This is a genomic window from Aeromonas sp. QDB03 (assembly GCF_027707985.1).
GTDB lineage: Bacteria > Pseudomonadota > Gammaproteobacteria > Enterobacterales > Aeromonadaceae > Aeromonas > Aeromonas hydrophila.
This window is the reverse complement of sequence record NZ_JAPCJG010000003.1, coordinates 475,498-486,781: the sequence shown is the minus strand read 5'-3', so window position 1 is coordinate 486,781 and position 11,284 is coordinate 475,498. Positions and strand designations below refer to the sequence as shown.

The 11,284-nt window shown below is 60.2% G+C and carries 9 protein-coding genes, 1 tRNA gene and 1 rRNA gene; 6 read left to right on the top strand and 5 right to left on the bottom strand.

Annotated features, from left to right (window positions below; translation table 11 throughout):
• Positions 1-141: 141 nt before the first annotated feature.
• Together rrf and PG900_RS11500 are read left to right on the top strand one after the other, a co-directional pair.
• A 5S ribosomal RNA gene (gene rrf, locus PG900_RS11505) occupies positions 142-256 on the top strand.
• A gap of 96 nt (positions 257-352) precedes the next feature.
• Positions 353-429, top strand: a tRNA-Asp gene (locus PG900_RS11500).
• A 1,287-nt stretch (positions 430-1,716) separates the two neighbouring features.
• On the opposite strand, the gene PG900_RS11495 is transcribed toward PG900_RS11500, so the two are convergent.
• The 5 genes from PG900_RS11495 to PG900_RS11475 all read right to left on the bottom strand — a co-directional run bounded on the left by PG900_RS11495 (position 1,717) and on the right by PG900_RS11475 (position 6,836).
• A complete protein-coding gene (locus PG900_RS11495) occupies positions 1,717-2,703 on the bottom strand; it encodes a helix-turn-helix transcriptional regulator (RefSeq protein WP_005308002.1) in 987 nt (328 codons plus the stop codon).
• Positions 2,704-3,006: 303 nt separating this feature from the next.
• Positions 3,007-3,393, bottom strand: a complete 387-nt coding sequence (locus PG900_RS11490; RefSeq protein ID WP_270801675.1) for a SirB2 family protein — start codon at positions 3,391-3,393, stop codon at positions 3,007-3,009.
• Positions 3,390-5,246 carry a monovalent cation:proton antiporter-2 (CPA2) family protein gene (locus tag PG900_RS11485; RefSeq protein ID WP_029304384.1) on the bottom strand — a complete coding sequence of 619 codons (1,857 nt, stop codon included), beginning with the start codon at positions 5,244-5,246 and terminating at the stop codon, positions 3,390-3,392. Before PG900_RS11485 ends, PG900_RS11490 begins: the two co-directional genes overlap by 4 nt.
• Before the next feature lie 70 nt (positions 5,247-5,316).
• Positions 5,317-5,916, bottom strand: coding sequence for a glutathione-regulated potassium-efflux system oxidoreductase KefF (gene kefF, locus PG900_RS11480; protein WP_016349118.1), 600 nt, complete (start codon positions 5,914-5,916; stop codon positions 5,317-5,319).
• A gap of 77 nt (positions 5,917-5,993) precedes the next feature.
• Positions 5,994-6,836: a LysR family transcriptional regulator gene (locus PG900_RS11475; RefSeq protein WP_270801666.1), complete on the bottom strand. Its 843-nt coding sequence runs from the start codon at positions 6,834-6,836 to the stop codon at positions 5,994-5,996.
• A gap of 143 nt (positions 6,837-6,979) precedes the next feature.
• Here PG900_RS11475 and PG900_RS11470 point away from each other — a divergent pair, with 143 nt between their 5' ends.
• The 4 genes from PG900_RS11470 (at position 6,980) to PG900_RS11455 (ending at position 10,972) form a co-directional block, all read left to right on the top strand.
• Entirely contained in the window at positions 6,980-7,702 is a 723-nt protein-coding gene (locus tag PG900_RS11470) for an SDR family oxidoreductase (protein WP_270831478.1), read from the top strand.
• 87 nt (positions 7,703-7,789) lie between these two features.
• A complete protein-coding gene (locus PG900_RS11465; protein ID WP_011704326.1) occupies positions 7,790-8,113 on the top strand; it encodes a hypothetical protein in 324 nt (107 codons plus the stop codon).
• Between the two features lie 49 nt (positions 8,114-8,162).
• Complete coding sequence (locus PG900_RS11460) at positions 8,163-8,594, top strand: DUF411 domain-containing protein (protein WP_011704327.1); 432 nt, start codon at positions 8,163-8,165, stop codon at positions 8,592-8,594.
• 224 nt (positions 8,595-8,818) lie between these two features.
• On the top strand, positions 8,819-10,972 hold the full coding sequence (locus PG900_RS11455; protein WP_270801657.1) for a S9 family peptidase: 2,154 nt from the start codon (positions 8,819-8,821) through the stop codon (positions 10,970-10,972).
• Positions 10,973-11,284: the final 312 nt, after the last annotated feature.

Genomic DNA, 11,284 nt, shown 5'->3' with positions numbered 1-11,284 from the left:
TGTAAGCGCGGCGACGTGTTGAGCTAACCCATACTAATTACCCGTGAGGCTTAACCATACAACACCCAAGAAGTGTTCTAAGGCTTGTAGCAGATACCGAGAACGAACAATAAAATCAGCTTTCTTAGATTGAAGAATTTGCCTGGCGGCCATAGCGCCGTGGAACCACCTGAACCCATGCCGAACTCAGAAGTGAAACGCGGTAGCGCCGATGGTAGTGTGGCATTCGCCATGCGAGAGTAGGACACTGCCAGGCACCCAATTAAACGGTGATGTGAAAACACATGACTGGCTGCGAGGATGACACCTCAATGAAGCGGCAGACAATTTAGCAAAAAGCTAACCAGACAGCGGAGCGGTAGTTCAGTCGGTTAGAATACCGGCCTGTCACGCCGGGGGTCGCGGGTTCGAGTCCCGTCCGCTCCGCCACTACTTAAGAAGCCCAGTCTAACGACTGGGCTTTTTTTTGTTTCCGGCACCGCACTCATGTTCCCCGAATTGCCTCTTTTTTCCTTACTCGATTCAGTAAAACACGCAGAGCCAGACGGTGGTCATGTCGGGATGGGTCCATTCCACCCTGTGTTTCTGGTGTGTGGGAATGTTGCTGTGCGCGCCATGAGCCAGCTGTACACATGATTTGTGCTGGGAGCCTTCCTTGGTTGAAGCACTTTTAAGAAGGTCTGAGCGAATGCCGGGGAGCCTTGTGGGTGGCTGCAGTTAACCCAGAGCAACAGCGTTCACGAAGTGAATAGGATGTGAGAGAGGCGGGTATTCTGGCTGACAATGGGCACCCAGATTGAGGGGGGGCTCGATGTGCTGCGGCAGCGAATAGATTCCCATGTCATGTCATTGGCCCGTTCTGGTACAAAATGCACATAAAGAAAAGGGGACGGCGGCTGCCGTCCCCTCAAGTCATCTAGTCCAGTCCATGAACTGCAACGCTCCCTGCAATCCCTGACTTTATCCTGATCCTTCGGAATATCCCCTTCCCAATCCGTTGAGGTGTCCTGTGGCCATCCTAGCCTGGCAATCGCTCCTGATTGCTGCACTCTCTCCATCCTGGAGGTGTCCGTTACCACATCCCGTGGTGTTCCTTACGTCATCCTGACAGACAACCATCCGGGTTGTCTCGCTTCATCCTGAAGCTGTCCTGCTCGCCTCCGGCGAGGTCCATATTCTTCCTGAAGAGCAATCATCCTGTTTGCTCTGCCTCATCCCGAGGTGTCCGCAACCACGTCCCGTGGTGTCCTGTAATCCGTTTGATAACCATCCTAGTTACCGCCCTCATCCTGAGGTGTTCCTTGCCCACACCCTGTGGTTTATTCCCTACTTATGCGCTGTTTCTGCATCCTGCCGAACCAGCTCCGTCCTTGTGAAACCCATATTAAGGGAATCAGGGGGCGGAACAAGGGAGGTTCCGACGTTATTGGCGTGGCGAGAACGGATTAATGACCAATGCTATAGAGATAAGGTTATATAAATCATGGCATTAGTTTGTTTCATGGGAAAGAATGTGGATTCAAAGATGGCTTCGCGTACGGTTCGACACAGTGGCCTCTTACAGCTGCCATGGCGGATCTCTTACACGCAAAAACGGGGCGAAAACGATGGTACAAACAGGCTCAATTCGGTGAGCAAGACTTAAAAATTAGTTGAATAAATATGCTCAAAAAGAATACAAAAAGCCGGGCTTGGCCCGGCTTTTTTCTGCGGTGGTCAGCTGACGCGGCTACCCGGTGTCGGATATGCCTTGCGCAAGGATTCGGGCGCCAGCACTTCCAGATTCCCACTCATGTTGTTGAGCCAGGTGCGGAACTCGGGGGTGTCCTGCACCTCGGTTTCCACCACCACGCTGCGCTTGTCGTAGCGAGTCATGCGCGGATTGTGGCCGGGGATCTGCCCGTCGACCAGGGTCGGACAGTTGGCATCGATGCGACCGACGAAGCGGATCGGTCCGCTGACATCCTGATACCCCTGATCGCGGATCAGTTTCTGGATGTTGAAATCCTTCGGCTGGGTCGCGCTGAAGTTGGTCAGCTCCACATTCTTGATGTGATCGAACGGGATGCCGTAGACCTTGGGATCCAGCTCGGACAGGGTGCAGAGCAGGGTCGGCCCTTCCGCCTGGTTCAGGATGCCGAGCGGATTGATGCGGTCGTAGCAGAGCCATACTGTGCGCTCCTTGATGACCCGCTGGATCTCGGCACTGAACTTGCGGCCACGCCACAATGCATCGCGGATCAGGGTGCTGCGGCGGATCTCCGGGTTGCCGGCAAACGGACGCGGTGACTGGTGCACGCTCTCGAGCCAGCGTTCAGCCAGTTCGCTCTGGCTGTCGCGGATCACCTGGCTGGCCTTGTCGACCAAGGGGTTCAGTTCGGTCAGGACGCTGGCCGGCAACAGCTGGCTGGCCTGATCGCTCCAGGTTTTCAGCGCCACTGCCAAGGAGAGCGGCATGATGTTGGCAAAATCGTTGAGGCCATGGCGCTCGAAGCACCAACCGTGTGGTTTGCTGCGTTCATCCGAGGTGAGATCGAACAACCCCATGCCGGACATCTCTTCCAGGTCCCGTTGCACGGTACGCAGACTGACGTGGATGCCTTCTTCTTCCAGTTTTACCTGGAGTTGGCTGGCGGTCAGCTTGTAAGGGCGGTGCGGGATGCAACGCGCCAAGGTCAGTTGTCGTAACAGCTTCTTACTCATGGTGCATGCCTTCACTGGTTTAGCGTTGAGTGTATCCTAGCCATGCCTTGCGACAGTCTATGTCGCAAGTTTTGCTGCGACAACTGTCGCCATTTTCATACAAACCAAGCTAACCACATGATCCTAAACATAATTGCTATCATTTTGGGCAGCAATCGAGGCTTAAAAATGATGAAAAATCACCAAATGAAAGTGCTGTCTTACGGATTTGAGAGAGAGGAAAAAACAGAAATGACGGGGAAACGCAGAATATGATGTGGAGGGGATGGCTCCCCTCCGTCAGGCAGGTATTTTTTGGCAGGATCAGGCCAGCCAGGACAAGGCGGATTTGGTGATGGCGGCGCCCACCATGTAGCCAAATACCGCCAGGGCAGCGAGGCCGGCCACCAGCTTCTGGCCGCGCGCAGGGCGCTTGAGTGCCATGACGCCGAGGCCGATGTAGATCACCAGGGCAATCAGCTTGGCCATCAGCCAGGGTTGTTGGCCTGGGCTCATCTGCAGGGTCACCGCCAGCAGCACCCCGAACAGCAGCAGGAAGGTGTCGTTGACATGGGGCAGGATCTTCAGCCACTTCTGCTGCAGGCGGGCACTGCCCCCCAGGGCCAGCAGCCAGCGATAGAGGAACAGCAGCACGCTGACCAGCGCCAGCGTCATGTGCAGGTGTTTGAGCATGGGGTAATAGGTAATCATATTGCTTCCTTGTCGTTGTCGGGCAGACCGCTGTTCCAGTTGTGAGCGTGAATGCGCTCCTGTCCTTCCTGATCGTCTTGCAGCAGATCGGAGAGGATGTCCCGGTATTGCAGGCTCTTGTTGATATAGGTGTGTTCGTCGTCCAGGTAGTTGACCTGTTCCCGCAGCAGCCAGTTGTCGTGCTGCTTGAAGGTCTGGCCGGCCCGCCAGGCCTGGTTGGCCCGAAAGCCGAGCTGGGTCAGGGCTTCCACCCCCAGATCCACGGCAGAACCCAGGGTTTCCCGGTACACGCTGCCCACGCCCTGGCGCAGGATTTCGTGAGCGTGGGGACGATCCTGGGCTCGCGCCAGTATCTTAAGGTGCGGGAAGTGTTTCTTCACCATTTCAATCACTTCGAGTGACGTGGCCGGATCGTTGATGGAGAGCACCAGCAGCTTGGCCTTGTGGGCACCGGCGGCGTGCAGCAGGTCAAGCCGGCTGGCATCGCCGTAGAACACCTGATAGCCATACTTGCGCAGCATCTCGATCTGGCTGGCATCCTGCTCGAGAATGGTGGTGCCGATGCCGTGGCCGTGCAGCAGACGGCCCACGATCTGACCGAAACGGCCGAAGCCGGCGATGATGACCGGGTGCTCCACCAGCTCCGGCTGCTCGTGCTGCGGCAATTCACTCTGGTTGCGATAGTCGAACCAGGGCTGGATCACCCGATCGTTGAGGATCAACAGCAGCGGCGTCAGCGCCATGGAGAGTGCCACCACCAGGGTCAGCAGGGCGATGGTATCCCCCGGCAGCACCTTGTTCTGGGCGGCGAACGAGAACAGCACGAAGGCGAACTCCCCGCCCTGGGCCAGCGCCAGCCCAAAGGTCCAGCGCTGACTCGGCGAGATGCGAATGGCAAAGCCGAGCGCCATCAGTACCAGCCACTTGAGCACCATCAGGCCGACCACCAGAGCCGGGATCAGCAGCGGGTGTTCGGCAAAGAGCCCGAAGTTGATGCCGGCGCCCACCGACATGAAGAAGAGGCCGAGCAGCAGCCCCTTGAACGGCTCTATGTCTGCCTCCAGCTCATGGCGATATTCGCTGTCCGCCAGCACCACGCCAGCGAGGAAGGAGCCGAGGGCGGGGGAGAGGCCGACCGACTCCATCAGCACGGCGATGGCGATCACCAGCAGCAGGGCGGCGGCGACGAAGATCTCCCGCATGTGGGACTGGGCGATGGCGCGAAACACCGGTCGCATCAGGTAATGACCACCCAGCACTATGCCGGAGATGGCAGCCACCACCAGCAGGCCGTGTTGCCAGCCGGCCAGCTCCGAGCTGCCGCTGCTGGCTACCGGCGCGATGGCCAGCAGCGGCAGGATCGCCAGGATGGGGATGACGGCGATGTCCTGGAACAGCAGCACGGCGAAGGCGGAGCGGCCGCTCTCGCTCTGCATCAGTTTGCGCTCCTGCAGGCTCTGCAGCACGATGGCGGTGGAGGAGAGCGCCAGGATGAGGCCGATGGCCAGCCCCTGTTGCCACGGCAGGCCGATGAGGTGGGCCACACCGGTCAGGGCGGCCGTGGTGAGCAGCACCTGCAGCCCGCCGGTGCCGAGGATCGGTCCCTTCAACTGCCACAGCAGCGCCGGCCTGAGCTCCAGCCCGACCAGAAACAGCATCAGCACTACCCCGAACTCGGCGAAGTGCATCACATCCTTTTGTTCACCCACCAGCCCCAGCAGGAAGGGACCTATGATGATGCCCGCCAGCAGGTAACCGAGCACGGATCCCAGCCCCCAGCGTTTGGCCAGCGGCACCGCGATCACCGCGGCGGAGAGGTAGATGAAGGCATCGAACAGCAAACCATGTCCCATCAGCGGATCCTCCGTACAGTGGTGGAGACCAATGTCGGCAGGCCGGGCCATCGCCCGGATCGAGAGCGGGTCATGAGAGTACCTCCAGCAGATCGCGCAGATAGGGGCTGCCGGCAAGCTGGGCCGGGGTCAGTTGTTCGTCGCGCAGGGCACACAGCAGCTGGCGATAGTCCTGACCACAGCGGCGCAGTGCCTCCTGATCCCGGATCTTGTGAAAGGAGTGCAGCACGAATGGCGGCAACCAGCTCATGCCGCACAGCTGGGCCGTCTGCCGGAACGGCAGCAGAAAGTCGAGCAGCGGGCGCTGGTTGTAGCCTTCACTGCAATAAGACTCGGGGGCGCCACCGGTGGTGATGGCCGACAGCCACTGCTTGCCGTTGAGGGCGTGGGCTTCCGGGCCGTAGGCGTAGCCATACTCCAGCACCAGATCCATCCACTCCTTCATGATGGCCGGGCAGGAGTACCAGTAGAAGGGGTGCTGGAACACGATGATGTCGTGTTCAGAGAGCAGGGCCTGCTCCCGCTTCACGTTGATGAACATGTTGGGGTAGTGCTGGTAGAGGTCGTGCAGGGTGACGCCTTCCAGGCCGTCGATGGCCTGCAGCAGCTGTTTGTTGGCCCGGGAGCTCTGCAGCGCCGGGTGTGAAAAGATAACCAGAATGCGTTTCATGGGTTCCTGATCTGAAGAGGGGCCAAATACCGGTGCAAGCGACCGGCGAAAAAAAGATGCATTGAGCAGCGACGTTATCAAGAAGCGCCATGGCTCGCCAGTTCCGGGATCAGCTCGCGCAGCGCCGGATTGAGGGTCTGGTGGGCGGGATAGCAGAGGCCGATGCGCCGGAACATCCGTGGCCCGCGCACCGGCACGGTACACAGACCCGCTTCGTCCTCCACCAGCCCGTCTGGCAGAAAGCTGATGCCGACCCCGGCCAGCACCAGCGCCATCACCAGCCCCTTGCTCTCGGCCTTGGCCACCAGATTGAGGGTCAGTCGGTCACAGGCCAGCAGGCCTATGGTCTGCTGATGGGCTTCGCAGGGAGGGCACTCAATAAAATCATAATGTTGCAGCTCGGCCAACTCGAGTTGCTGGCGGCTGGCGAGGGGATGGTCGCGGGGCACGCACAAGACATAATCCTCCTCCCACAGCGGCAGGAAGATCTCGTCTTCGCGGCGCAGGGCATCCAGGGTCAGCCGACAGTCGGCAGGCGTCCCGTAATCGGAGAGGGTGAGATCCAGCTCGGGTAGCACAGCCTGCACCTGCTGCAGCAATCCCGCCACCCGCCGCCGGCTCAGGTCCGGCATGATGGCCATGTTGAGCCGCGCACGCGTCGCCTTCTGGCGAAACAGCGCCGGCAGGCGGCGCGCCTCTTCCACCAGCTTGACCGCGTGGGGATAGAGGTAATGGGCCTGATCCCTGGCCGCCACCCCCTTCTTGCCCCGAATGAACAGGCTGTCACCCAGGGTCTCTTCCAGCTGGCGCAGCCCCGCCGAGAGGGAGGGTTGGCTGACGTGGCAGCGTTCGGCCGCCGCCGTGATGTTCTTCTCTTCATAGATGGCGATGAAGAAGCGCAGCAGTCTCAAGTCCAGCATAAGCCCAACCATAGTTTTTTCAGATGATAACCAGCGGAAAACAATATTTATCACTGATGGATGCAGTGACTATAGTGATCCCGTTCCGTGCTGGCCAGCCGCTTGTTTGCTCAAACCGACTCTTGAATCAGAAGGAAAACATCATGTCCAAGCCTCTCGTCGTGATCACCGGCGCCTCCGCCGGGATCGGTGCCGCCATCGTTCGCGCCTTCTCCGCCGCCGGCCATCCGCTGCTGCTGCTGGCCCGCCGGGTCGAACCCATGCAGGCACTGGCGCTGCCCGATACCCTCTGCATCGGGGTTGATGTGACCGACACCGCCGCCATGAAGGCCGCCATCCAGCAGGCCGAGGCACAATTCGGCCCGGTTGGCTGTCTGGTCAACAATGCCGGCGTCATGCTGCTGGGACAGGCCGATGTGCAGGACCCGGCGGAGTGGCAGCAGATGCTCAACATCAACGTGATGGGGGTGTTGAACGGTGTTCACGCCGTGCTGGCCGGCATGAAGGCGCGCCGCAGCGGCACCATCATCAACATCAGCTCCATCGCTGGTCGCAAGACCTTCCCGAACCATGCCGCCTACTGCGCCACCAAGTTCGCGGTGCACGCCCTGACCGAGAACATCCGGGAAGAGGTGGCCGACGTCGGCGTGCGGATGGTGACCATGGCCCCGGGCGCGGTGGAAACCGAGCTGCTCAGCCACACCACGGACGAGAGCATCAAGGCCGGCTACCACGACTGGAAGGATCAGATGGGAGGCGTCATTGCGCCTGAGGTGATCGCCGACGCCGTGCTCTATGCATGGAGCCAGCCGGCCAATGTCTGCGTGCGCGAGATCGTGCTGGCGGCCACCCGTCAGCAACCTTGATGGCGGCTGACTGGAAGCGGGGGAGGGCTTGACCCTCCCCCTGGGCCAAGGGTTACCATAGGCCACCTTTCGTCAATGAGTCGTCTCATGGTTCTGACCCGTCGCCAACTCGCTCGCGCCCGCCGCTGGCTCCCCCTGTGGAGTCTGCTGATGGTGCTGATGTCGTTTGGCAGCCGGGCGGCGACCGATCTCTGCACCCTGACGCCCCATTGCAGCCAGAGCGAACGTACCCTGGAGAAGGCCATGCCCTGCGGCAGCTTCACCTCGGCGCTCGCCATGACGGTGCTCACCGGCGACAGCCTGACGGTTGCCATGCTGGAACCCGATACCCCGGATTTCATTTCCCCTTCCCAGTTCATGCCGGATGTTCCGACCGACCGGCTGGAGCGTCCACCCCGTCATCTCGGTTGAGTCGAGTCCCCCCGTTTTTTTGGGCATTTCTTCTTATCCGAGGTGAGTTATGTACAAGTCCCTGTTATTGGCCGTGCTGGCCGGTACCGTCAGTTTTTCTGCTCTGGCAACCGAGCAGATGACCGTCTACAAGTCCCAGTATTGCGGCTGCTGCAAGACCTGGATCAAGCACATGGAAGAGAACGGCTTTGAGGTCAAGGTCGTCGAAACCGAGCAGCTTGAACCGGTCAAGCAGCAGTACGGCATCACTCCGCAGCTGGCTTCCTGCCACACCGGGGTGGTGAACGGCTATGTGGTGGAGGGGCATGTACCCGCCGCCGACGTGCAGAAGCTGCTCAAGGAAAAACCGGCGATCCGCGGCCTGACCATTCCGGGCATGCCCCAGAGTGCGCCAGGCATGGATATTCCGGGTCAGCCCTATCAGGTGCTGAGCATCAGCAACGAGGGCGCGACCAAGGTCTGGTCGAGCTACCCCGGCTGATGAAAACTGGCCGTGAGCAGACACACTTCCATCATGTGAGGCACACCTGAGCGAGCCCGTGTCGCTCACGGTCAGGTATGGGGGCCGCCATCGCGAGATGGCGGCCCTTTTACATCAGGGCGCGGGAGAACTTGCAACTGAAGGCGACAAGGGGCAGATTGATCCCCTGTCCAAGGAGCCAAGGCTCAGGTCCGCCAACCCTTTTACAGCGCAAAGGATGCGACATGTTCACCTTTTCCCGAGGGCTTCTGCTGCTGGCTTGTCTGGCCGCCGTTCCCTGTTCATATGCCAATGATGAGTCCGCCATGCCCACAAGCGACACCCTGATCCAGCCTCCCGTGGCCGCCAAACACCCTCACGCCATCAAGAAACACGGGGATACCCGGGTCGACAACTACTACTGGCTGCGCGATGACGAGCGCCAGAAACCCGAGGTGCTGGCCTACCTCGAGGCTGAAAACGCCTACACCGACGCCATGCTCAAACCGATCAAGCCGCTGCGCGACCAGCTCTATCAGGAGATGGTGGCCCGCATTCCGCAGCAGGACGAGTCGGTGCCCTACGTGAAGAACGGCTATCGCTACCAGACCCGCTACGAGCCGGGCAAGGAGTACGCCATCTATTCGCGCAGCAAGCTGGGTGAAGAGGCTGCGAGCCTGCTGCTGGACGGCAACCAGCGTGCCGAAGGCCACGAGTTCTACGCCCTGGGGGCGCTCGAGGTGAGCCGCAACAACCGCTGGCTGGCGGTGGCGGAAGATTTCCTCTCCCGCCGTCAGTACCAGATCCAGTTCCTCGACCTGGAGAGCGGCAAATGGGCCGCCGACACGCTGGAGAACACCTCCGGCAATCTGGTGTGGGCCAACGACAGCAAGACGGTGTTCTACGTGCGCAAGCACCCCAAGACACTGCTGCCCTATCAGGTCTATCGCCACGAGCTGGGCACGGATCCGGCCAAGGATAAGCTGGTCTATGAGGAGAAGGACGACTCCTTCTATGTGAGCCTCTACGCCACCACCTCGGAAGATTTCATCGTCATCGCCCTCTCCAGCACCACCTCGGGCGAGGCGCGCCTCATCGATGCCAACGTGCCGACCCAGGCGCCGCGGCTGTTCCTGCCGCGCCAGGTGGATCACGAATACAGCCTGGATCACTACCGCGGCCGCTTCTATGTGCGCTCCAACAAGGACGGCAAGAACTTCGGCCTCTACGAGACCAAGGAGAGCCCGGTGGATCGCTGGAAGGCGGTGATTGCCCCCAATCCGGACGTGCTGCTGGAGAGCTATGCCCTGTTCAAGGAGTGGCTGGTGCTGGAGGAGCGCAGTCAGGGGCTGACCCGGCTGCGGCAGGTCAACTGGCAGAGCGGCGAGCAGAAGGAGATCGCCTTCGACGATCCGGCCTATGTCACCTGGCTCGCCTACAACCCGGAGCCGGATACCAGCGCCCTGCGCTATGGCTACTCCTCCATGACCACCCCCTCGTCCACCTACGAGCTCGATCTGGACAGCGGCAAGCGCACCCTGCTCAAGCAGCAGCCGGTGGCGGGCTTCAAGGCCGACCAGTATGCCAGCGAGCGGCTCTGGATCACCGCCCGTGACGGCGTGGCCGTGCCGGTGTCGCTGGTCTATCGCAAGGACAAGTTCAAGCAAGAGGGGGCCGGCTCGCACCCCAATCCGCTGCTGGTCTACGGCTACGGCTCCTACGGCGCCAGCATGGACCCGGACTTCAGCAGCGCCCGGTTGAGCCTGCTGGACCGCGGCTTCGTCTACGCCATCGCCCACATCCGTGGTGGCGAGGAGCTGGGCCGCCACTGGTATGAAGATGGCAAGCTGCTGAAAAAGCAGAATACCTTCAACGACTTCATCGACGTGACCGAGGCGCTGGTGGCACAGGGCTACGGCGCCAGGGATCAGGTCTACGCCATGGGCGGCAGCGCCGGCGGCCTGCTGATGGGGGCCGTCATCAATCAGGCGCCCCAGCTCTATCGCGGCGTGGTGGCCCAGGTGCCGTTCGTCGACGTGGTCACCACCATGCTGGACGAGTCCATTCCCCTCACCACCGGGGAGTACGACGAGTGGGGCAACCCGAACCAGAAGCGCTACTACGACTACATGAAGGCCTACAGCCCCTACGATCAGGTCAAGGCGCAGGCCTATCCCAACCTGCTGGTGACCACCGGGTTGCACGACTCCCAGGTGCAGTACTGGGAGCCGGCCAAGTGGGTGGCCAAGCTGCGCGAGCTGAAGACGGATGATAACAAGTTGTTGCTGAGCACCGACATGGACGCCGGTCACGGCGGCAAGTCGGGTCGCTTCAAAGCCTACGAGGACATCGCGCTGGAGTTCGCGTTTATTCTGGATCTGGCCAAGCCACAAGCATAAGTCACCACAGTTGCAGCCCTTGCCAGTCAAGGGCTGCAAAAGAATCTCCCTCATCCCATTCTGTCTGCCGACCGGTAGCACATTCAATTAATCTCTGATCAGCAAATTAATGATCGGCTTCAAATTTCTCGTCATCCATATCCATCATTTTGTGTTTTTGTTTGATTTATGTTGGCGCCGTGTGCTTAATCGAAGCCGTTATGACTCTTTAATTGGCCCCTTCGGGGCCAATTATCTTCGGTTGGCATGAAGCCGACTGTCTCACCACAGGATGCTGGTGGCTTTTTGGGGAACGTTCGCCGTTCACCCGAT